Below are 22,618 nucleotides of genomic sequence, written 5' to 3'. Positions count from 1 at the left end.
GCTACGCCTTCGCTCCGGCGCCGGCCTTGCGGGCCGCCTTGGCCTCCGAGCGCTTCTTCTCGGCGGCGACCTGGGCGATAGCCTCCTCCGCGCGCAGGACCTTGGTGCGCATGATCAGCTCGTTGAGCTTGAGCTGACGGTCCAGCTCCTGCGTGGCGGCGCTGGTGGCCGTGAAGTTCACGACGGCGTAGATGCCCTCGGACTTCTTCTGGATCTCGTACGCCAGGCGACGACGACCCCAGATGTCGATGTTCTCGATCGTCCCCGCGGCATCGGTGATGACCTTGAGGAACTTGTCGAGATGCGTCGGAACCTGGCGCTCATCGATCTCAGGGTTCAAGATGACCATGAGTTCGTACTGGTGCGTCACTAACCCACCTCCTTCGGACTAGAACGGCTCGCGGGCATTTCCCGGGAGCAGGAGGGTGTGTTGCACGTCGTCCGGCACGAGGATGCGCCAGACAACCTTGACAGTCTATCGGACTGCGCCCTCACCGTCGAACCGCAGCGAGGGCTCGTCCGCCACGGACAGCGACAGCACCGCCGTCTCGACGATGTCGTGCGCCTCCAGCTGCCGTTCGATCTCCCGCAGCCGCGCCGCCACGTCGTGCTCGCGCTCATCGCCGGCCAGGTCCACCTCGGCGACCACGAAGAGCCGGTTGGGGCCCACGTACTCAAGGTGCAGATACGTGACGCGCTCGATCTGCGACGATGCGAGCAGGGCGGCACCCGCGCGGGCCCGCACCCCGGGCGCCACCGCCGTCCCCACCAGGAAGGCCATGTTGCGCTGGATCAGCATGACCGCCACTATCCCGAGGAGCACGCCGACGAGGATCGAGCCGACGGCATCCCACACGGCCTGTCCGGTCACCTGATGCAGCCCGATGGATCCTGCGGCCAGCACCAGGCCGATCAGGGCGGCCCCGTCCTCGAAGAACACCGCGCGCAGCGTCGTGTCGCTGGTCTCGAGCACGAAGTCCCACGTCGACGACCCGCGGCGCCGGGCCAGCGCCCGCGACCGCGTGTACGCCTGGACGAACGAGGCCCCTTCCAGCAGGAACGCCACCGCGAGCACGCCGTACGCGATCAGCGGATCCCGCACCGGCTCCGCGGCGGTGAGCTGCTGCACGCCGTGCATGATCGACACGATCGCGCCCGCGGTGAAGATCCCGAACGCCGCGACCAGCGACCAGACGAACGCGTGACGTCCGAAGCCGAGCGGATGCCGCTCGTCCTTGGGCCGGGCGGCGCGGCGGTCGGCCACGAGGAGGAACACCTCGTTTCCGGCATCCGCCCACGAGTGCGCGGCCTCGGCCACCATCGACGCGGACGACGTGAGCACCGCGGCGACCGTCTTCGCGATCGCGACGAGCACGTTGGCCAGGAACGCGATGATCACCGTCACGCGGCCAGGCTACGCCGGGCGGCCGGTACCGTTGTGCGCATGGAGTGGACGGCGGATGTCGCAGCCGGAGACTGGCTGCGCGCGCGCATCGACGACCCCTGGGGAGGGACGATGCACGACACTGTCCTGCGCGGCTTCGCCGCGTACGCGCGGGTCCTGCATCCAGCATCGCGCGAGCGCCCGGTGGGGCGTGCGTGGCCGGTCGAGGGCGACGCGGCCGCGTGGGAGGCGTTCACCGCCGACCGTCCCGAGATCGACGGCGAGGCCGTCACGTGGGCGACCACGGCCGCGGCGTTCGGCACGGTGATGCACCCGCTCGCGCAGTGGCAGCGCCTCGTGCGCAGCGGCGATCCGTACGGCGACGGGATCGCGCCGCGCGACGCCGACGGCTGGCGGTACGACGCCCCGGCCGACGGCGACCTGGAGCCCGAGACGCTCGCGGTACTGGCCGGCATCCTCGCGCGGCACACGACGACCCCCGACGACGGGTGCCTCGCCCTGTGGGAGGGATGGGGCGGCATCGTCGGCGGGACCGGGTACGGCCCGTCCCGCTACGCGCTGGATGCCGGCCCCGACGCGGACCCGCGGCACGAGGCGTTCCTCGCCCACTCCGTCCGCGACGTGTTCAACGAGGTGTTCCGCCGCCCCACCTGGCAGCCGGGCATCCTCTCCGACGAGATCTCGCGCGGTCCCCGCTTCGCGCTGCCGCAGCGGGAGTACGTGCTGTTCCGCGGCGGGGTCTCCGAGCTGGCCGACCCGGCATGGGGTCGGAACGCGCCCTGGCGCGACCCGGAACGCGGACTGCACGGGTTCGACCGCTTCGTCCACTCGCCGAACCTCGTGTGGCCCGCCGACCGCGCATGGGTGATGGCCACGGACATCGACCTGAACGCCACGATCGTCGCCGGCACCGCGGAGCTGGTGGACGCCATCGCCGCCGACTCCCGACTTGAGGCGGCGCGCATCCCCGCCGGAGCGGTGATCGGCTGGACCAGCGACGAGGTGAACGCGTGACCGCGGCCTCCTTCGACCCCCGGGCGCTCACCGAGCCCGTCGACCGGCGCGCGGCGCGCGCGTTCTGGCGCGGCGTGCGCCCCCAGGGGCAGGCGCTGCTCGCGAAAATCGTCGCCGGTGTGGTCATCGCCGGTTTCGCGCTGGTGTTCGTGGGCGTCGGCAGCCAGGTGGTCGGCACGTTCCTCAGCGTCGGCGCGAGCGTCGGCGGCGGGTTCGGCACGGCGGTCGCGGTCGTCCCGATCCTGTTCGGCCTCCTCCTGGTCGCGGGGCTGGTCGCCGTGCTCCGCTCCGTCGTCGGCTCCGCCGACGCCATCCGCGCGTACCGCCTGGACCGGTTCGCACGGGCCAACGGGATGACGTACGACCCCGGCACCGGCGATCCGCCGCTGCCGGGGATGATCTTCGGCCAGGGCCACGGGCGGCGCTCGGCGAGCCTCGTGCGCGGGCAGCGGCCCCGGTTCGTCGAGATCGGCAACTACACGTACCGCACCGGGTCCGGCAAAGAGGAGACCACGCACCGCTGGGGCTACGTCGCCATCCGGCTGGACGCGCCCCTGCCGAACATCGTGCTGGACGCCGCCGGCAACAACGGCCTGTTCGGGTCGAACCTGCCCGAGCGGTTCGCGGCCGCGCAGCGGCTGAGCCTGGAGGGCGACTTCGACCGGTACTTCCGCCTGTACTGCCCCTCCGGGTACGAGCAGGACGCGCTGTACCTCTTCACCCCCGACATCATGGCCCGGTTCATCGACCACGCTGCCGCGCTGGATGCCGAGATCGTCGACGACTGGCTGTTCCTGTACGCCCAGCGCGACCTGTCCACCCTCGACCCGGCGACCTGGTCGTGGCTGTTCGGCACGATCGGGGCGATCCTCGACAAGACCGCGCAGTGGGCCCGCTGGCGCGACGACCGGATGGTGCGGGATGCCGCCGGCGTCGCCGGGCGGCCGGCCGCGGCATCCCTCCCCGAAGCGGGACCGCATCCGTTCGTCGCGACATCCGCGGCCCTGACGCCACCGCCGGCGGGCGTCGCGCCGGCGGGGCGCCGGCTGCGGCGCACCACGCCGGCGTGGACCATCGCCGGGTTCGCCGTGATAGCAGCGGTGTGGCTCGTGCTCTCGAACGTCATCCTGCGGTAGGCGTCAGGCCCCTCACTTGCCGCCGGTGGCCTTCTGATAGGCGCGCATCGCCGAGGCCTGCGCGTCCTTCAGCGCCTGCTGCGGCGTCTTCTCGCCCAGCAGAGCCGCCGTGACGGCGTTCGTGAGCTCGGCGTCGATCGTCTGCCCGGCGGGCGACGAGCCGTACGTGATCCCATAGCCGACGACGTCGTAGTACGTGGCGATCACCTGGTCGAAGTCCTTGTTCCCGGAGGGCTTCACCCACTTGTCGCGGATCTGCTTGTCGGCATCCGGCGATCCGGTGAACAGGCCGGTGTTCACGCCGCCGTCCTTCTCACGGGTCTTCGCGCGCGCCTGGCCGGCGGCCATCCATGCATCCAGCGAGGTGAGGTCGTTCATCCAGGCGCACGCCGCGGACGGGTTCTTCGCCCCCACCGGGACGACGAACGCGGTGCCCCCGGCAACCGAGAACGGCTTGCCGTCCTTGTCGAGGAACGGGACGGCGCGGATGTCGATCTTGCCGACGTACGGCGACAGCACGTTCGGATACCACTGGGCGTTCACCTGGGCGCCGACCTGGCCGGCCACATACTGATTCTTGTCGCCGAACGTATCGAACGCGTCGCTGAAGCTCTTCACCTTCGCGAACCCGCCCTGTGCGTCGTTGATCTTCTTGAGAAGATCGACGCCGGCGACGTTGCCGGGGTCGTCCAGGGTCGGCTTGCCGTCGCTGTCGGCGAGCTTGCCGCCCTGGCTGAGGATCCACAGGCCGGTCTGTCCTGTGGCGACGGGGTCGAATCCGAGGACGCTGGGGACGCCCCCGGATTCCTTGTACATCTTCGCTATCGCCGCCATCAGCACGTCGGGCTTGGAGGTGTCGATCTGATCGGGCGACACACCGGCGGCATCCAGGACCTTCATGTTCAGGATGATGGCCGGCGGCTGGTAGAACTGCGGCACCGCCCACACCTTGCCCTTGTAGGTGACGTCGTCGACCACCGACGGATACCACTGTTTCTTGGGGTCGACCTTCCGTGCATCGAAGCAGGAGTCCAGCGGCTGGATGAGTCCCTGCGCGGCGTACTGGGTCACGTACCGCCGGTCCATCTGCACGACGTCCGGGATGTTGCCGCCGGCCATCCGCGTGGTGAACTTCTGCGCGTCGAAAGACGTGGCATCCAGGTCGATCTTGACGCCCTTCAGCTGCGCGGCGGCATAGTCGAGCCGCGCCTTGCCGACGTCGTCGGCGTTGTCGAAGCCCCACGCCTTCAGCGTTCCGGACGGTGTGCCGGCGAAGTCCGAGGACGAGTCGGCGGGCGATCCGCCCCCGGTGCCGCCGCACGCCGACAATGCGAGTGCGGACCCGGTGATGACGACGGCGGCGATGAAGCGAGTGCGCATCTGGACCCTCCTGTTGTCCTGTTGTGCCCGGCCCCGGCCGGGGGCGCCCCCGCAGGAAGCGTCGTGCGGCGACAATAGGCCGGAACCGGATCGTCGGGGGATGCCCTATCTTCTCCGCAGCGGTTGTGCTACTTCTGGCGCCTACCCCTTGCTGCCCGTGGTGGCGATGCCCTGCACGAAATACCGCTGCCCGAACGCGAAGATGATGAGCATCGGCAGCGTGACCAGCAGCGCCGCAACCATGACGTACTGGTAGTCGCCGTGACCCCCGGCGGTGGGGCTGTACTTCGTCATCGCATAGGCGATGCCCAGCGGGGCCGTGAAGTCGGACGGCGATCCCGCATTCAGGTAGATCAGCGCCGCCTGGAGGTTGTTCCAGCTGGCCTGGAACTCGAACAGGAAAACGATGATGAACGACGGGATCGACAGCGGCATCGCTATCCGCCAGAACTGGGCCCACGCCCCGGCTCCGTCGAGCTTGGCCGCGTCGAAGAGGTCCGTCGGCAGGCCGAGGAAGAACTGGCGCTGCAGGAAGATGTAGAACGCCGAGCCGAACAGGTTCATCCCCCACAGCGGCACCCAGGTGCCCAGCATCCCGAGGTCCTTCCAGATCAGGTAGATGGGGATCATCGTGACCGCGCCGGGAAGCATCATCGTGGCCAGCACCATCCCGAACAGCACCTGGCGGCCGGGGAAGCGGAACCGGGCGAATCCGAACGCGACGATCGAGCTGGACACCGCGACCGCCGTGGCCGCGAGCAGGGCTATCGACACACTGTTGAACAGCCAGCTCAGCAGCGGCAGCTGGTTCCACACCTCGACGTAGTTCTGGGGCTGCAGCGTCTGCGGGATCAGCCGGTTGTCGAACACCTCGCCGCGGGGTTTCAGGCTCGCCGCTATCAGCCAGACGAACGGGTAGAGGAACAGCACAGTGACGGCGAGCGCTATCACGGTGAGGATGAACCGGCCGAGGAACGTCTGGGGACGCCAGAGCCGCCGGCGCGGATGCGGCGGAGCCAGCACGACCGCGGGAGCAGCCGCCGGGGGGATGCCGATGGTCTGCTGCGTGACGGCCATCATCGGCTCCCCTCGTAGTAGACGAATCTGTTGCCGACCTTCGTCTGGATCAGCGAGATCACGAGGATGATCACGAACAGCAGCCACGCCATCGCCGCGGCGAACCCGAAGTCGAACTGGCGGAACGCCTGCTGGAACAGATAGATCGCGTAGAACAGCGACGCGTCCGGCGCGGAGTTCGTCTGGTCGCGCCAGAACAGCACGTACGCCTGGTCGAAGACCTGGAACGCCGCGATCGAGAGCACAATGACGTTGAAGAACATCGCGCCGGAGATCATCGGCAGGGTGATCGAGAAGAACTTGCGGATCGGCCCTGCCCCGTCGATGGAGGCGACCTCGTACAGTTCGACGCCGACGTTCTTGAGGGCGGCGAGGAAGATCACCATCGTGCCGCCCACCGTCCACAGCGTCATCAGCACGATGCTGGGCTTGATCCACGCCGGGTCCACGAGCCACTGCGGGCCGCGGATGCCGAACGTCTCCAGGAAGCGGTTCACCCCGCCGGTATTGCCGTTCAACAGCAGGAAGAACACGGATGCGGTGGCCACGGCGGGGGTCATCTTCGGCAGGTAGTACACGGTGCGGAAGAACGCGGCACCGCGGCTGATCCGGTCCAGAACCAGGGCCAGCGCGAGCGCGACGATGATCTCGGCGGGGACGGCGAGCACGGCGTAGAAAAGCGTGTTCCCGAGCGACATCGCGACTTTCGGATCCTGGAACAGCTCGGCGTAGTTGTCGAGTCCGGCGGGGGTTGCCGCGCCGGTGGCGAGGCTGTAGTTCGTGAACGAGATGACCAGGCTGTACACCATCGCCCCCGCCGTGAACACGAGGAATCCGATGATCCACGGCGTGATGAACAGGTATCCGGTGAACGCCTCCCGTGTGCGCTGGTTCATGGTGCGTTTCCTTCCGTCCGGAACGTACGCGGGGCGCCGGTGTGCGTGAAGGAGGGTGACAGAAGCGCTTCTCCTGTGCTAGCGCCCGGCATCGCCCCGCCGAGCGGATAGGCTCGCCGCGGAGGAGGGCGGCGGATGCACGATCTGGACGAGGCGCGGGCGACGCGGGCGTGGGTGAGCGAGGCCGTGCGCAGGGTCGAGGCCGACGCGAACCGGTCCTCCGACACGCACCTGCTGACGGTGCCGCTGCCTGCACAGTGGGGCGTCGAGCTGTACCTGAAGGACGAGTCCACGCACCCAACCGGGAGCCTGAAGCATCGCCTCGCGCGCTCGCTGTTCCTGTACGGGCTGTGCAACGGGTGGATCGTGGAGGGCACGACGATCGTCGAGGCCTCCAGCGGGTCGACGGCGGTGTCCGAGGCGTACTTCGCCCGGATGCTGGGGCTGCCGTTCGTCGCGGTGGTGCCGCGGTCGACGTCGTCGGAGAAGATCGACCTCATCGAGTTCTACGGCGGCCGGTGCCACGTCGTCGACGACCCCGGATCGGTGTACGCGGAGGCGTCGCGGATAGCGGCGGAATCGGGGGGCCACTACCTCGACCAGTTCACGTTCGCGGAGCGGGCGACCGACTGGCGGGGGAACAACAACATCGCGGAGTCGATCTTCCAGCAACTGGCCCAGGAGCGGCATCCGATCCCGCACTGGATCGTCGTGGGTGCGGGCACCGGCGGCACCAGCGCCACGATCGGCCGGTACCTGCGCTACCAGCGGCATCCCACCCGGCTGTGCGTCGCCGATCCGGAGAACTCCGCGTTCCTGGAGGCGTGGGCGACCGGCGACCTGTCGGTGACGACGGATGCCCCGAGCCGTATCGAGGGAATCGGGCGGCCGCGCGTCGAGCCGAGCTTCCTCCCGCAGATCGTCGATCACATGGTGCGGGTGCCGGATGCCGCATCCATCGCCGCGATGCGGTTCATCGCCGCGCGCACCGGCTTCCACGCCGGGGCGTCCACGGGCACGAACCTGTGGGCGGCATTCGGCCTGATCGCCGACATGCGCCGGCGCGGGCAGACCGGCAGCGTCGTGACGCTGCTGTGCGATTCCGCCGACCGCTACCGCCACACGTACTGCAACGACGAGTGGCTGGCCGCGAGCGGGATCGACATCACCGCGCCCACCGTGGTGCTCGAGCGCTTCATCGCGACGGGCGACTTCCCGGGCTGAGCGAGCCGCTCACAGCGATCGCGTCGCACAACGTGCGGCATCCTTCGGCCCGAAGTCGCATGTCCTGCGACATCCCGCACAGCGCGTCACACAGGATGCGGGATGTCGGCCCCGCAACCCACATGTTCTGTGACGCGCGCCGGCGTGGCTCAGCCTTCGGTGTCGGCCTCCTGCGCGGCGACCCACGCGGCACGGCGCGCGGCCTGCTGCTCGGGATCGGGGACCGGGATGGATGCCAGGAGCCGGCGCGTGTAGTCGTCCTTCGCGTCGCCGAGCACCTGCGCGGTCGTCCCCTGCTCGCGGATCGTGCCGCGGCGCAGCACCACGATGCGGTCGGCCACCTCGTCGATCACGGCGAGGTCGTGGCTGATGAACAGGCACGCGAAGCCGAGCCTCTCCTGCAGCTCGCTGAACAGCTCCAGCACTCGCGCCTGGACGGAGACGTCCAGCGCGCTGGTCGGCTCGTCGGCGATCAGCAGCTTCGGCTCCAGGGCGATGGCACGCGCCAGCGACGCCCGCTGCCGCTGCCCGCCGGACAGCTCGTGCGGGTACCGGTCGCCGTACGAGGTCGGCAGGTGCACGGCATCCAGCAGGGCGTCCACCCGCCCGCGCGCAGCACGCGGGTCCGATGCCCGTCCGTGCACGACCAGTGGCTCGGCCACGCACTCCGCGATCGTCAGCAGCGGGTTGAAGCTCGTGGCCGGGTCCTGGAACACGAACCCGATGTCGGGGCGGAGCCTCTTCAGCGCCCGCATCGAGGTGCCCCGCATCTCATGGCCGAGCACCTTCAGCGATCCGCCGACGACCTGGGTCAGACCGACAATGGCCCGGCCGATCGTGGTCTTGCCGGAGCCCGACTCGCCCACCAGGCCCAGCACCTCACCCGGCGCGATCCACAGGTCCACGCCCTTGACCGCCACCACGCCGGGACGCCCGAAGCGTCCCGGGTACGCGATCTGCAGGCCCTTCGCGACGACCAGCGCATCCTCCGGCGCGGTCGTCGGAACGGCCCCGGCGGACCCCGGCTCGGCGGCCTGCCGGGCGCTCTTGCCGCGGCCGACGTGCGGCACCGCGGCCAGCAGCTTCTTCGTGTACTCCTCGCGGGGCGCGGCGAACAGTTCGCGCACCGGCGCCTGCTCCACGATGTCGCCCTGGTACATCACGACGACGCGGTCGGCGAGGTCGGCGACCACGCCCATGTTGTGGGTGATCAGCACCACGGTCGCGCCGAACTCGTCGCGCGCGGTGCGCAGCAGGTCGAGGATCTCCGCCTGCACCGTGACGTCCAGCGCCGTGGTCGGCTCGTCCGCGATGATCAGCCCCGCGTCCAGCACGAGCGCCATCGCTATCACGATGCGCTGTTTCTGCCCGCCGGAGAACTGGTGCGGGTAGTCGTTCACCCGGGTCTCGGGGTCCGGGATGCCCACGCGGCGCATGATGTCGACGGCGCGGCGCATGGCCTCACGCTTCGGGATGCGGTGGTGGGCGCGCAGGCCCTCCGCGATCTGGAACCCCACCGTGAACACCGGGTTCAGCGCGGTCGACGGCTCCTGGAACACCATCGCGGCATCCCGCCCGCGCGCGTCGCGCAACTGCGCGTGCGTGGCGTGCACGATGTCGGTCTCGCCGCCCTCGCGGCCGCGCACGATGAGCGCGCCGGACAGCGTCGCGGTCTCCGGCAGCAGGCCAAGGAGCGCGTTCGCGGTGACGGTCTTGCCCGACCCGGATTCGCCGACGATCGCCAGCACCTCGCCGGCGTGCACGTCCAGCGTGATGCCGTTCACAGCGACCACCGGATCGGCGTCGGTCGCGAACGTCACCGTCAGGTTGCGCACGGATGCGGCATCCCGCGTCATACCGTCGATGCTCATTCCTCGCCTCCCGTCACGGCCGCGGCCCGGCGCCGGCGGCGCAGCCGCGGGTCGCTGAGGTCGTTCAGGCTCTCGCCCACCAGCGTGATGCCGAGCACCACGAGCACTATTGCGACGCCCGGCGGTACCGCCGTCCACCAGATGTGGCTCGTCACGTCGGACACCGAGCGCGACAGGTCGTACCCCCACTCGCTGGCGGCGGTCGCCTCGATGCCGAAGCCGAGGAACCCGAGGCCCGCGAGGGTCAGCACGGCCTCGGACGCGTTCAGCGTCACCACGACCGGGACCGAGCGGGTGGAGTTGCGCAGCACATGCCGCAGCAGGATCCGGAACGTGGGCACGCCGATCACCCTCGCCGACTCGACGAACGGCTCCGCCTTCACGCGCACCACCTCGCTGCGCACTATCCGGAAGTACTGCGGCACGAACACCACGGTGATCGAGATAGCCGCCGCGAGGATGCCGCCCCACAGCGTCGACTGCCCCCGGCTGATCACGATGGCCATCACGATCGCCAGCAGCAGCGACGGGAACGCGTAGATGGCGTCGGCGATGACCACGAGGATGCGGTCCACCCAGCCGCCGAAGTACCCGGAGACGAGGCCGATGAAGATGCCGATGAAGATCGAGAACACTATCGCGCACAGGATCACCAGCAGCGCCGTCTGGGCGCCCCAGATGGTGCGCGAGAGCACGTCGAAGCCGCTCACGGTGGTGCCCAGCAGGTTGCGCGCGTTCGGCGGCTGCAGCGTGCCGAAGTCCACACCGGCGTCGGTCGTGCGCTGCGCGTACCCGTACGGCGCTATCCACGGGGCAAGGGCGGCGACGATGACGAACAGGCCGGTCAGCACGAGGCCGGCCACGAGCATTCCGCGCTGCCATCCGACGCTGTGACGCAGGTGCGAGACCACGGGGATGCGGTCGGCCAGCGGCCGGCGCGCGGTCGACGAGGCGGGCAGCACGCCGGTGGGCATCGGGTCGAGCACGCCCGTGGGCGTGGGCTCCGACATCGGGCGGGTCTCTCGCTCGGAAGGCTCCGGGGTCGGGTTCTCGCTCATCTCAGTACCTCACTCGCGGGTCGATGAGCACGGCGATGATGTCGACGATGAAGTTCACGACGGCGACCACGACGGCGATCATGATGACGATGCCCTGGACGGCGACGAAGTCCCGGGCCTTCAGATACTCCGCCAGCATGAATCCGAGGCCCTTCCATTCGAAGGATGTCTCGGTGAGCACGGCGCCGGCCAGCAGCGTCGCTATCTGCAGTCCGATCAGCGTCACGATGGGGATCAGCGCCGGCCGGTACGCGTGCCGGGTGACCAGCCGGTACTCGCCGACGCCCCGGGAGCGGGCGGATGTCACGTACTGGGCGCCGAGGGTGCCGATGACGTTGATGCGCACCAGCCGGAGGAACACGCCGGCGGTGAGGATGCCGAGGGCCACCCCCGGGAGCACCGCGTGCCACAGCACGTCGATCACGGCATCCGGATTCCCCAGCTGGAAAGCGTCGATCAGGTAGATGCCGGTGGGATGCTCGAGCGTCTGCAGCTGCAGCTCGACGCGGGTGGAGGCGCGGCCGGACACCGGGAGGATGTTGAACTGCACCGCGAACACGAGCTTCAGCAGGATCGCGATGAAGAAGATCGGCGTGGCGTAGCCGAGGATCGCGCCCACCCGCAGCACGGCGTCCTGCCAGCGGTCGCGCTTGTAGGCGGCGATGAGGCCGAACGGGATGCCGAGCAGGAACGCCACGATCAGGGCGTAGAAAGCGAGCTCGAGCGTGGCCGATCCGTACTGCAGCAGGATCTCGGTGACGGGCCGGTGATCGGTCAGCGTCGTGCCGAAGTCGCCGCGGAAGACGGCGAACAGATAGTCGGCGTACTGCACGATCAGCGGCCGGTCGTAGCCGGCCTCGTGCACGCGCTGTGCGAGCTGGGCGGGCGGCAGCTTGCCGCCGAGGGCTGCGGTGATCGGATCTCCGGTCAGCCGCATCAGGAAGAACACGGTGGTCACCAGGATGAACACCGTCGGGATGATCAGCAGGAGGCGGATGAGGATGAACCGCCACAGTCCGCCGCTGCGCGGCTGGACGGGTTTGGACGCGAGATCGGCGTCCTCGACGACAGTGGTCATGCGTGAACCTTACTCAGACCGTCGCGCCCGGCCGCGGCATCCCGAACCCCGAAAAAGGGTGCGGGGCGCGACCGGGCGCGATCAGTGGCCTCCTACTTGTGCAGCGGCGCGTAGCGGAACTTGAACGAGGCGTCCAGGGTCGTCCCCTGCACGTCCTTGCCCACGACCGCGACCTGAGTGCCCTGCAGGTACGGCAGGGTGGAGAGGTCCTTTGCAACAAGGTCCTGGATCTGACCGAGCTCGTCGGACCGGGCCGAGGCGTTGGTCTCGGTCTGCTCCTTGGCCAGCAGCGCCTGGACGTCGGCGTTGTCGTAGTGGTTGACGAGGAAGTTGTCCTTCGAGAAGAACGGTGTCAGATAGTTGTCGGCGTCCGAGAAGTCCGGGAACCAGCCCAGCTGGTACATCGGGTAGACGTCGGCGGTGCGGTCCTTGGTGTACTGCACCCACTCCGTCTGCGCGAGGTTGACCTTGAACAGGCCGCCGTTCTCCAGCTGCGTCTTCAGGGCCGCGTACTCGTCACCCGACGACGGGCCGTAGTGGTCGCCGTTGTACTGCAGGTTCAGCGTGACCGGGGTCTTCACACCGGCCGACTGCAGCGCCTGCTTCGCCTTGTCCATCGACGGTCCGCCGTTGCCGTCGCCGTACAGGCCCTTCAGCGCCGTGTTCGCGCCGGTCAGGCCGTCGGCCACGTACGAGTACAGCGGCGTGTAGGTGTCCTTGTAGACGTCGGATGCCAGCTTCTGCCGGTCGATGAGGTCGGCCATCGCCTGGCGGACGGCGAGCGCCTTCGCCGGGTCGGCGTTGGCGGTCTTGGCGCCGAACGGCATCGTGTTGAAATTGAACACTATGTAGCGGATCTCGCCGCCGGGGCCCTTCTCGACCTTGACCTTGTCGTTCTTGGACAGGTCGTCGATGTCGGTGGCCGACAGGCTGCGGAACGCCACGTCGATGTCGCCGTTGCCGATTGCGAGCTTCAGGTTCGACGCGTCCGCGTAGTACTTGACGGTGACGCCGCTGTTCTCCGCGGCGCCGAGCACGCCCTGGTAGTCCTTGTTCGGCACGTAGTTGATGAGCTCGTTGACCTTGTACGAGCTGATCGAGTACTGCCCGGCGAACGCCTTGCCCTTGACGATGTCGTCGTCCGGGGTGACCTTGTCGGCGGAGAAGACCTGCTCGTCGACGATCGGGCCGGCGGGGCTGGAGAGCACCTGCTGCCACGTCTGGTCGTTGGGGTTCTTCAGGTGGAAAACGACCGTGGTGTCATCGGGCGTGTCGATGCTGTCGAGGTTGCCCAGCAGCGCCGCGGGACCGTTCGGGTCGTTGATCTTGATCACGCGCTCGAACGAGAACTTCACGTCGGACGAGGTCAGCGCGTCGCCGTTGGCGAACTTCAGGCCCGGCTTCAGCTTGACGGTGTAGTCCTTGGGCGCCGTGAACTCCGCGGATGTGGCGATATCGGGGGTGACATCCGCCGTCCCGTACTTGCTGTTCACCAAGAACGGGTAGATCTGGTTCATCACCGCGAACGAGCCGTTGTCGTACGAACCGGCCGGGTCGATGGACGTGATCTTGTCGGTGGTGCCGACCAGCAGCGGCGAGTTGCCGCCGTTGTTGTTGTTGTTGCCGCCGTTGTTGGTGCCGCCCCCTCCGCCGGCGCAGCCGGCCAGGACGATGGCGGAGACGCTGAGCGCCCCGAGGGCGAGCAGTGTGCGCCCGCGCGTGGATGCCTTCATTGACATGTCGTTACCTCTGGTGGGAAGGAAGGAAGGACCGCGCGGGGTGGCACGGCCCGATGCTTCCATCCTCGATGCACGTGACGGCATCGAGCAATCACCACGCCGAATCCGTGACCAGACCGCAACACCGGCCGCGGCGCGCGGGCACGACGAGTCCCGCCCCCGCCGAGACGGCTGCGGGGGCGGGTTCGCGGGTCAGAGCACCTTGGACAGGAACGCCCGCGTGCGCTCGTGCTGCGGGTTCGCGAGCACATCGTGCGGGTCGCCGGCCTCGACCACGACGCCGCCGTCCATGAACACGAGCGAGTCGCCGACTTCGCGGGCGAAGCCCATCTCGTGTGTGACGACGACCATCGTCATGCCCGATCGCGCGAGCTCGCGCATGACGTCGAGCACCTCGCCCACGAGCTCCGGGTCCAGGGCGCTGGTGGGCTCGTCGAACAGCATCAGCTTCGGGTCCATCGCAAGCGCCCGGGCGATAGCGACCCGCTGCTGCTGCCCGCCGGACAGCTGCGCGGGATAGTGGCCGATCTGCGCCTTCAGCCCCACGCGGGTGAGCAGGTCACGGCCGCGGGCCTCGGCCCCGCGCTTCGTGGCGCCCTTGACCCGCATCGGCGCCTCCATCACGTTCTCCAGCGCGGTCATGTGCGGGAACAGGTTGAAGTGCTGGAACACCATGCCGATGTCGCGGCGCTGCCGGGCGGCATCCACGGGCTTCATCTCGAACAGCCGGTCGCCGCGCTGCCGGTAGCCGATCAGCTCGCCGTCCACGAACAGCCGGCCGGCGTCGATCCGCTCGAGGTGGTTGATGCAGCGCAGGAACGTGGACTTGCCCGAGCCCGACGGCCCTATCACGCACATCACCTGGCCATGCTCGACGCGCAACGAGATCGACTTGAGCACCTCGTTGCTGCCGAAGCTCTTCGACACGGCGACGGCCTCGACCATGGGCGGCGCCGTCTGGGTCGACGCGCTCATCCTTTCCCTCCGATCTCGATGCCGACGACGTCGGCGATGACGGGGCGGGAGCGGTCGGAGCCGCGGGAGAACCGCTTCTCGACGAAGTACTGGCCGACCATGAGCACCGATGTGAAGAACAGGTACCAGACGGATGCCACGATCAGCAACGGGATCGGGGCGAAGATCGTCGCCGAGATGTCCCGGGTGCGGCCGAACAGGTCCAGTGTGTAGGGGATGGCGACCACCAGCGAGGTCGTCTTCAGCATCGAGATGACCTCGTTGCCGGTCGGCGGGATGATCACGCGCATCGCCTGCGGGATCACGACGCGGCGCATCGTCTGCCCCCACGACATCCCGAGCGCCGTGCACGCCTCCTCCTGCCCGGGGTCGACCGACAGCAGACCCGCTCGCACGATCTCGGCCATGTACGCCGACTCGTTCAGGGCGAGGCCGACGACCGCAATCAGGAACAGCGGCGGCGTCCATGAGATCGGGATCTCGGCCCACGTGTGCACGAACGGGATGCCGATGATGAACGTCTTGTAGATCAGGGTGACCAGGCCCCAGAACACGAGCTGGACATACACAGGCGTCCCGCGGAACACCCACAGGAACGCCCACGCTATCCACTTCAGCACCGGGTTCGGCGAGAGCCGCATCACCGCGAGGACCAGGCCCAGGACGATGCCGAACAGCATCGCGAGGACGGTCAGCGCGAGCGTGATGAACGCCGCCTCGGTGACCCGGGTGTCGAACAGGTACTTGCCGACGATGTCCCACTGGAAGGCCTGCCGCTGCGCGGCATCCAGGATGAACAGCAGCACCAGGATGATCAGGATCACGGCGACCGTGTTCCGCCACGGATGCCGCAGCCGCACCGCCTTGATCGCCTCGGCCCGCTCGACCGGGATCGCCGAGGTGTCGGCCGGAGCCGAGGGGGCGGACCGAGCCGCCCCCTCGGACTCATGGTTGTCGGTCATGACGCCTACTGCTTCGCTGCGGCGTTCACGTCGGCGGCGGTCACCGCGCCGTCCTCGACGCCCCACTTCTGCAGGATCTTCAGGTACGTGCCGTCGTCGATCAGCGCCTGCAGCGCGTTCTTGATGACATCCGTGAGCTCGCCGCCCTTCGCGGTCGCGAAGCCGTACGGCGCCACGTCGAACGTCTCACCGGCGGCCTGGATCTTGTCGGACTGCTGGTGCACGGCGTACTCGGTGATCGGCGAGTCGGCGCTCATCGCGTCGACCTGGCCGAGCACGAGCGCGTTCGTGGCCTGGTCCTGGCCGTCGTACTTGAACACCTGGATCGCGGGCTTGCCGGCGTCGGTGCACGCCTTCGACTTGGCGGGGATCTCGTCGGTGTCCTCGTACGTGCCGGCCTCGACGGCGACCTTCAGGCCGCACGCGTTGCTCGGGTCGACGGTCTTGCCCTTCGCGGAGGCCCAGAGGATGCCGGCGTTGTAGTAGTTGACGAAGTCGACCTGCTTCTCACGCTCGGTCGTGTCGGTGAACGAGGAGACGCCGAGGTCGTACTTGCCGCCGACGATCGACGGGATGATGTTGTCGAACTTCGCCGTCGTGTACTGCGTCTTCACGCCGAGCTTGGCCGCCAGCGCGTCCGCCAGGTCGATGTCCCAGCCGATCGGGTTGCCGGCGGCGTCCTTGTACTCGTTCGGGGCATACGTGGGGTCGGTGCCGATCTTCAGCACGCCCGCGGACGCGACCGCCGCCGGCAGCGTCTTGGCCAGCGCGTCGTCCTTCGTCACCCCGTACGGGTTGGCGCCCGCACTCGCGCTGCCGGAGGGACCACCGCCACCCGGGTTCTCGGCGGCTTGGTTGTTCACGCAACCGGTCAGCAGCATTGCCGCTGCCACCAGGGTCACGGGCAGAGCGAGCATCCTACGCATTTCGTACCTTCCTCAACGTTGAGGGACGATGGCGCCGCGGGCAGGGCGCCGGTCCCAGAATTCTATGTACACCCTGCCAGGAGAAGATGACGATCTCGTCACGCCGTGTCTGCCATCCCAGACTCACGCTCCCCCGCGAGGCATCCCCGAAATCCGCGAGGCATCCCCGAAGTTCACGAAGCATCCCCGAAGTTCACGAGGCATCCCTCTTCCGCGCGGCTGTGACGGATGTCACGGGCACATCGTGACGACCGTGTGAGGGCGCAAGGTCTGCGGCATCCGAGGATTCCGGGTATGGAATCGACATCACTGACACAGGAGCGGGCGCCGCGGTCCACGCCCCGTACCACTCCCGCCGCCATAGCGGCATCCGGACTGACCAAACGGTTCGGACGCGTGCGCGCGGTCGACGGCGCGGACCTGCGCGTGGAACCCGGTGAGGTCGTGGCGTTCCTTGGCCCGAACGGGGCCGGTAAGAGCACGACGATCGACGTGATCCTGGGCCTGACGCGACCCGACTCCGGCGAGATCTCGGTGTTCGGCACGACCCCGCGGAGCGCCATTGCGCGCGGCTACGTCTCCGCGGTGCTGCAGACCGGCGGGCTGCTCAAGGACCTCACCGTCCGCGAGACGGTCCAGCTCACCGCGAGCCTTTTCACCGACTCCCGGCCGGTGGACGAAGTGCTGCGCCGCGCCGGCATCCTCGAGATCGCGGACCGCATGGTCGGGAAGTGCTCGGGGGGCCAGCAGCAGCGGCTGCGGTTCGCGATGGCGCTGCTGTCGGACCCGGGCCTGCTGATCCTGGACGAGCCGACGACGGGGATGGATGTCGAGGGGCGGCGGTCGTTCTGGCAGGCGATCCGTGCAGACGCCGACCGCGGACGCACCGTCCTTTTCGCCACCCACTATCTGGAGGAGGCGGATGCATACGCCGACCGCATCATCCTGATGAGCCACGGTCGGATCGTGGCCGACGGGTCCACCGCGGACATCAAGGGACTCGTGGCCGGACGCATCCTGCGTGCGACCCTGCCCGACGCCGACCCCGCCGCCCTGGCCGGGTTCCCCGGTGTGAAGGATGTCGAGGTGCAGGGCGAGCGGATCGTGGTCGGCACGGCCGATTCGGACGGACTGGCCCGGTACCTGCTCACCGAGACCGACGCGCGCGACGTGGAGATCTCGTCGCAGAACCTCGAGAGCGTCTTCCTCGCTCTCACCACGGAAGGAGATGCCCGATGACCGTCGTCACGCCCGCTGTGAAGGGGCCCGAGCGCCGGGAGCCGCCCCTCGGCGGCTTCAATCTGCGCTTCCTCGCAATCGAGCTCAAGCGCCGCTTCCGCAACTACCGCACCCTCGTGTTGACCGTGGTCTTCCCGATCGCCATGTACCTCATGGTCGGGTATCCACAGCGGAACACCCCGCTGGTCGACCACGAACCGATCGCGTTCGGCGGGCTGTCGGTCGCGGCGTATCTGATGGTGTCGATGGCGGTATACGGCGCGATGATGTCGGCAACGGCATCCGGTGCCGCCGTCGCGGTGGAACGCTCGCTCGGGTGGAGCCGCCAGCTGCGGCTGACCCCCGCTGCGGCCGGTCGCCGCGGTGGCGACGAAGGTAATCGCCGGGATGCTGTTCGGCCTGCTCGCCATCGTCGCGACGTACCTGGCCGGAGCCTTCACGGGCGTGCACATGAGTGCGTCGCAGTGGATGGTGTCGGCACTCGTCGCGTGGCTGCTGGGCGCGGCGGTGTTCACGGCGCTCGGCCTGATGATGGGATACCTGGTGCCCGGGGAGAACGCGATGCAACTGACGAGCCTGGTCATCGTGTTCCTCGCATTCATCGGCGGCCTTTTCTACCCGGTGAGCATGATGCCGCAGGTGCTGCAGGATGTCGCGGCCTGGACGCCGGTGTACGGCATCGGCGAGCTGAGTCGCGCGCCGCTGACAGGAGCGGGGTTCGATCTGGCCGCGCTGCTGAACGTGCTCCTGTGGCTCGCGCTGTTCGTGGCCGGCACCGCGCTGCTGTTCCGCCGCGACACAAAGCGCGTCTGACCCCTCGCCACGAGGCAGCCCCCAAATCCGCGAGGCATCCCTCTAATTCGCGAGGCAGCCCGCAAATCCGCGAGGGAGCCCTCAAATGCGCGAGGCAGCCCGCGCGCTCAGGGATGCCTCGCGAATTTCAGGGCTGCCTCGCGAACTTCAAGGCTGCCTCGCGAGACAAGACGCGATGGCGGGACGAGATGACGAGAAGCGGGCGAAACTAGGGTGGGCGTGATGGACGAGGATGTGCGGGATGCCGCGGCGCGGCGCTTCGGCCCGCCGTGGCCGATGCTGCCGCGAGCGATGGGCGCAGCTCCGTTCGCGGCGCTCCCGGACGTGCTGATCTCGCGCGGCACGGTCAGCTGGTACGTCGGCGGCGGGCTCTCGCTGCTCTGGCTGATCAGCACCGGCCAGCAGGTGCTGGACGCGTCCCGCTCACCCGGTTCCGCGGCCCTCGGCCTCGCACTGATCGCGGTGTTCGCGCTTGCGTTCCTGGCCGCCGTCCCGCTCGGCTGGGCGCTGCCGGCCCTTTGGCGCATCGTCCCGGTGCTGACGTTGCTCACCCTGTCGTTCACCCTGTACCCGTGGCTGAGCTGGGGCGTGCGCAGCGTCTGGACCTACGTCGGCGTCGCCCTGGGGATGATGGTGCTCGGCTGGCGGACGACGATCCTGGGAATCGGCGTTCTCGCGATCGGCGCCCTCTGGTTCGGCACGATGCTGGACGGCCTCACCGAGGACGACCTGTGGCTCCCCGCGATCGTGTTCTCGATCTCGCTGATGATGGCGGCATTCGCGAACGCGTTCGCCACGCTCAACCAGCTGCGGCGGACGCAGGACCGGCTCGAGGCGATGGCCGCCGAGCGTGAACGCGGGCGGATGGCGCGCGACATCCACGACATCCTCGGCCACTCGCTCACTGTGATCACCGTCAAATCCGAGCTTGCGGCCCGACTGATCGATGCCGATCCGGTCCGCGCGAAGACGGAGGTGGGCGAGATCGAGCAGCTGGCCCGCGGCGCCCTCGCCGACGTGCGCGCCACGGTCGCCGGGTCTCGCGGCGTGACGCTCAGCGGGGAGCTGGTGGCCGCGCTCGGAGCTCTGGGTGCCGCGGGCATCGACGCGGAGCTCCCCCGGGCGACGGATGCCGTGCCCCCGGCACGTCGCGAGCTCGCGGCGTGGGTCGTGCGCGAAGGGGTGACGAACGTCGTGCGCCACTCGGGTGCGCGCCGCTGCGTCGTGCGGCTGGGCGAATACGTCGTCGAGGTTGCGGACGACGGCGTCGGGCCCGCGGCATCCAAGGTCTCCTCGACGGGCCTCGGCGGCCTCCGCGAGCGGGTCGAGGCGGTCGGCGGCCGGATGTCGATCGGTCGCAGCGACCTGGGCGGCTTCAGCCTGACGGTGACGTTGTGATCCGGCTGCTCATCGCCGACGACCAGGCCCTGGTGCGCGGTGCGCTGTCGGCCCTGCTGGCCCTCGAGCGCGACATCGAGGTGGTCGCGGAGGTGGCTCGCGGCGACGATGTCGCCCCGCGGGCGCTCCAGACGCAGGCCGACGTCGCCCTGCTCGACATCGAGATGCCCGGCATGGACGGGCTCGCCGCGGCCGCCGAGCTGCGTGAGCAGGTGCCGGGATGCCGCGCCCTCATCGTCACGACGTTCGGCCGTCCGGGATACCTGAAGCGGGCGATGCGCGCCGGCGCGTCCGGGTTCATCGTCAAGGACACCCCCGCGTCGCAGCTCGCGGATGCCGTGCGCCGCGTGGCCCAGGGGTTGCGGGTGGTCGACCCGGACCTTGCAGCGGAGTCGCTCGCGCAGGGCGACTCGCCGCTGACCGAGCGGGAGACCGACGTGCTCGAGGTCGCCCGCGCGGGCGGTTCGATCGCCGACATCGCGCGCATCCTGCACCTGTCCGAGGGGACCGTGCGCAACCACCTGTCCAGCGCTATCGGTAAGACCGGCGGGCGCAATCGCGCCGATGCGGCGCGGATCGCCGAGGAGAGCGGCTGGCTGTAGCCGGCTGAATGGAGGGCATGCCGGGGCTCCGCCCATCGCGCGCGCTGCAGACATCCGCATCCGCGGCGGGGATGCCTCGCGAAGTTCGGGGCTGCCTCGCGAACTTCAGGGATGCCTCGCGAAGTTCAGGGCTGCCTCGCGAAGTTCAGGGCTGCCTCGCGAAGTTCAGGGCTGCCTCGCGAAGTTCAGGGCTGCCTCGCGAAGTACGGGGATGCCTCGCGAAGGGGCGGCCGGCTGCGACCGCTTACCGCCCGGGCGCGGCGGCGGGGCGCGCAGCCCACCACGCGCGCAAGCGCTGCTCCGCGACCTCCGGCCCGAGGACGCCCTCGTCCAGACGCAGGTCGAGCAGGAACCGGTACGCCGCGCCGACCTCGCGCCCGGGCGGGATGCCGAGGATCTCCTGGATGCTGTTCCCGTCGAGCTCCGGCCGGATGGCGTCGAGCTCCTCCTGCGCCGCCAGCTCCGCGATGCGCCGCTCGATGTCGTCGTACCCGGACGCCAGCATCCGCGCCTTGCGTTTGTTGCGCGTGGTCACATCGGCCCGGGTCAGGATGTGCAGCCGCTCGAGCTCGCCGCCCGCATCACGCACATACCGCCGCACCGCGGCATCCGTCCAGGCCCCCTCCGCGTAGCCGAAGAAGCGCAGGTGCAACTCGATCAGCTTCGTCACGACGTCGATCGTGGCCGAGTCGAACCGCAGGTCGCGCAGCCGCTTGCGGGCCAGGCGCGCGCCGCGGATGTCGTGGTGGTGGAATGTGACCGCACCGCCGGGCTCGAGCTTGCGGGTGGACGGCTTGCCGATGTCATGCAACAGGGCTGCCAGGCGCAGCGGCACATCCGGGGCCGCGCCGGGATGCCGCGCATGCTCGAGGTCGATGGCCTGCCGCAGCACTGTCAGCGAGTGCTCGTACACGTCCTTGTGGTGGTGGTGCTCGTCGATCTCCAGCCGCAGCGCCGGCACCTCCGGCAGGAACTGCCCCATCAAGCCGGTATCCACGAGCAGACGGATGCCGCGCCCCGGATCGTCGGTGGCCAGCAGCCGCAGCAGCTCGCCCTGGATCCGCTCGGCGGACACTATCTGGATCGTCTCGCGCAGCTGCTCGATCGCGTCGACGGTCTCCGGGTCGACGTCGAAGCCGAGCTGCGAGGCGAACCGGGCAGCCCGCAGCATCCGGAGCGGATCGTCGCCGAAGCTCACCCGCGCGTCGATCGGCGTGCGCAGCCGGCCACGGACGAGGTCCTCGACGCCGCCGGTGGGGTCGATCAGGCGCTTGTCCGGCAGTTGCAGCGCCATGGCGTTCACGGTGAAGTCGCGGCGGACGAGGTCGCCGCCGATGTCGTCGCCGAACGCGACGACCGGCTTGCGCGTCGTGCCGTCGTAGCTGTCGGCGCGATACGTCGTGATCTCGACCTGCTCGCCGTGCACGCGCGCCCCGATCGTGCCGAACTCGCGGCCGATGTCCCAATGGGCGGTCGCTATCGGCGTCACTATCCGCAGGATCTGCTCCGGCAGCGCGTCGGTCGTGAAGTCGAGATCGTGCGTGTCCCGGCCCAAGAGGGCGTCGCGCACGGGGCCGCCGACGATGGCCAGCTCGCGGCCGGCGGCGGCGAACGCCTCCGCGAGAGCCGCTACCGCGGGTGCTGCGGCCAGCGCATCCAGGCGCACCACACCCTCGGCCATATTGAGCATGGGTTCCAGCCTAATCCGGGCCGATCCCGTGGACCGCACCGCCGCGGGGTCGGCGCCACGCGGCCCGTCCCGGCGCGCACTCGGCGGGCGGCGAGCCCGCACCCGTAGAATCACAGCTGTTCGCGCGGCATCCGT

General features: G+C 69.2%; 20 protein-coding genes. 7 read left to right on the top strand and 13 right to left on the bottom strand.

Annotated features, from left to right (window positions below):
- Position 1 precedes the first annotated feature (1 nt).
- Both rpsF and GH740_RS03445 read right to left on the bottom strand, forming a co-directional pair.
- Positions 2-370, bottom strand: coding sequence for a 30S ribosomal protein S6 (gene rpsF / locus GH740_RS03450; RefSeq protein WP_367640518.1), 369 nt, complete (start codon positions 368-370; stop codon positions 2-4).
- 105 nt (positions 371-475) lie between these two features.
- The gene (locus tag GH740_RS03445; protein WP_367640516.1) at positions 476-1,405 is read right to left on the bottom strand and encodes a cation diffusion facilitator family transporter; all 930 of its coding nucleotides are present in this window, start codon (positions 1,403-1,405) and stop codon (positions 476-478) included.
- A gap of 39 nt (positions 1,406-1,444) precedes the next feature.
- On the opposite strand from GH740_RS03445, the gene GH740_RS03440 reads away from it, so the two are divergent.
- Together GH740_RS03440 and GH740_RS03435 are read left to right on the top strand one after the other, a co-directional pair.
- Positions 1,445-2,419 (top strand): hypothetical protein, encoded by a 975-nt coding sequence (locus tag GH740_RS03440; RefSeq protein WP_153744629.1) that lies wholly within the window; start codon positions 1,445-1,447, stop codon positions 2,417-2,419.
- Positions 2,416-3,555: a hypothetical protein gene (locus GH740_RS03435; RefSeq protein WP_153744628.1), complete on the top strand. Its 1,140-nt coding sequence runs from the start codon at positions 2,416-2,418 to the stop codon at positions 3,553-3,555. The genes GH740_RS03440 and GH740_RS03435 overlap by 4 nt, the downstream gene beginning before the upstream one ends.
- 12 nt (positions 3,556-3,567) lie before the next feature.
- Here GH740_RS03435 and GH740_RS03430 read toward each other — a convergent pair whose 3' ends face one another.
- The 3 genes from GH740_RS03430 to GH740_RS03420 form a co-directional block, all read right to left on the bottom strand.
- The gene (locus tag GH740_RS03430) at positions 3,568-4,935 is read right to left on the bottom strand and encodes an ABC transporter substrate-binding protein (protein ID WP_153744627.1); all 1,368 of its coding nucleotides are present in this window, start codon (positions 4,933-4,935) and stop codon (positions 3,568-3,570) included.
- Positions 4,936-5,076: 141 nt separating this feature from the next.
- The gene (locus GH740_RS03425; protein ID WP_153744969.1) at positions 5,077-6,012 is read right to left on the bottom strand and encodes a carbohydrate ABC transporter permease; all 936 of its coding nucleotides are present in this window, start codon (positions 6,010-6,012) and stop codon (positions 5,077-5,079) included.
- Complete coding sequence (locus GH740_RS03420; RefSeq protein ID WP_153744626.1) at positions 6,012-6,908, bottom strand: carbohydrate ABC transporter permease; 897 nt, start codon at positions 6,906-6,908, stop codon at positions 6,012-6,014. Before GH740_RS03420 ends, GH740_RS03425 begins: the two co-directional genes overlap by 1 nt.
- A gap of 135 nt (positions 6,909-7,043) precedes the next feature.
- Here GH740_RS03420 and GH740_RS03415 point away from each other — a divergent pair, with 135 nt between their 5' ends.
- Complete coding sequence (locus tag GH740_RS03415) at positions 7,044-8,132, top strand: PLP-dependent cysteine synthase family protein (RefSeq protein WP_153744625.1); 1,089 nt, start codon at positions 7,044-7,046, stop codon at positions 8,130-8,132.
- Between the two features lie 149 nt (positions 8,133-8,281).
- On the opposite strand, the gene GH740_RS03410 is transcribed toward GH740_RS03415, so the two are convergent.
- The 7 genes from GH740_RS03410 to GH740_RS03380 form a co-directional block, all read right to left on the bottom strand.
- Complete coding sequence (locus tag GH740_RS03410) at positions 8,282-10,003, bottom strand: ABC transporter ATP-binding protein (RefSeq protein WP_253941166.1); 1,722 nt, start codon at positions 10,001-10,003, stop codon at positions 8,282-8,284.
- The gene (locus tag GH740_RS03405) at positions 10,000-10,977 is read right to left on the bottom strand and encodes an ABC transporter permease (RefSeq protein WP_216644901.1); all 978 of its coding nucleotides are present in this window, start codon (positions 10,975-10,977) and stop codon (positions 10,000-10,002) included. Before GH740_RS03405 ends, GH740_RS03410 begins: the two co-directional genes overlap by 4 nt.
- An 85-nt stretch (positions 10,978-11,062) precedes the next feature.
- Positions 11,063-12,139, bottom strand: a complete 1,077-nt coding sequence (locus GH740_RS03400; RefSeq protein WP_153744623.1) for an ABC transporter permease — start codon at positions 12,137-12,139, stop codon at positions 11,063-11,065.
- 92 nt (positions 12,140-12,231) lie between these two features.
- Positions 12,232-13,878 carry an ABC transporter substrate-binding protein gene (locus tag GH740_RS03395; RefSeq protein ID WP_153744622.1) on the bottom strand — a complete coding sequence of 549 codons (1,647 nt, stop codon included), beginning with the start codon at positions 13,876-13,878 and terminating at the stop codon, positions 12,232-12,234.
- Positions 13,879-14,070: 192 nt separating this feature from the next.
- Positions 14,071-14,853 (bottom strand): amino acid ABC transporter ATP-binding protein, encoded by a 783-nt coding sequence (locus GH740_RS03390; RefSeq protein WP_153744621.1) that lies wholly within the window; start codon positions 14,851-14,853, stop codon positions 14,071-14,073.
- A complete protein-coding gene (locus GH740_RS03385; RefSeq protein WP_153744620.1) occupies positions 14,850-15,815 on the bottom strand; it encodes an amino acid ABC transporter permease in 966 nt (321 codons plus the stop codon). The genes GH740_RS03390 and GH740_RS03385 overlap by 4 nt, the downstream gene beginning before the upstream one ends.
- Before the next feature lie 5 nt (positions 15,816-15,820).
- On the bottom strand, positions 15,821-16,732 hold the full coding sequence (locus GH740_RS03380) for an ABC transporter substrate-binding protein (protein ID WP_153744619.1): 912 nt from the start codon (positions 16,730-16,732) through the stop codon (positions 15,821-15,823).
- Positions 16,733-17,035: 303 nt separating this feature from the next.
- Between GH740_RS03380 and GH740_RS03375 the strand changes: the two genes are divergently transcribed.
- From GH740_RS03375 to GH740_RS03360, 4 genes are all read left to right on the top strand, one after another.
- Positions 17,036-17,980: an ABC transporter ATP-binding protein gene (locus tag GH740_RS03375; RefSeq protein WP_153744618.1), complete on the top strand. Its 945-nt coding sequence runs from the start codon at positions 17,036-17,038 to the stop codon at positions 17,978-17,980.
- 363 nt (positions 17,981-18,343) lie between these two features.
- Positions 18,344-18,793 carry an ABC transporter permease gene (locus GH740_RS14015; protein ID WP_367640511.1) on the top strand — a complete coding sequence of 150 codons (450 nt, stop codon included), beginning with the start codon at positions 18,344-18,346 and terminating at the stop codon, positions 18,791-18,793.
- Between the two features lie 222 nt (positions 18,794-19,015).
- Positions 19,016-20,191 (top strand): sensor histidine kinase, encoded by a 1,176-nt coding sequence (locus GH740_RS03365; RefSeq protein WP_253941165.1) that lies wholly within the window; start codon positions 19,016-19,018, stop codon positions 20,189-20,191.
- Entirely contained in the window at positions 20,188-20,793 is a 606-nt protein-coding gene (locus GH740_RS03360) for a response regulator transcription factor (protein ID WP_367640508.1), read from the top strand. The genes GH740_RS03365 and GH740_RS03360 overlap by 4 nt, the downstream gene beginning before the upstream one ends.
- A gap of 244 nt (positions 20,794-21,037) precedes the next feature.
- Here GH740_RS03360 and GH740_RS03355 read toward each other — a convergent pair whose 3' ends face one another.
- Positions 21,038-22,483: a CCA tRNA nucleotidyltransferase gene (locus GH740_RS03355; protein ID WP_153744617.1), complete on the bottom strand. Its 1,446-nt coding sequence runs from the start codon at positions 22,481-22,483 to the stop codon at positions 21,038-21,040.
- Between the last annotated feature and the right edge of the window lie 135 nt (positions 22,484-22,618).

This window comes from Microbacterium sp. SYP-A9085, assembly GCF_009649635.1.
In the GTDB taxonomy this organism is placed as follows: Bacteria; Actinomycetota; Actinomycetes; order Actinomycetales; family Microbacteriaceae; genus Microbacterium.
Note: the sequence above shows the minus strand (reverse complement) of the source record. Positions and strands in the feature narration are given on the sequence as shown.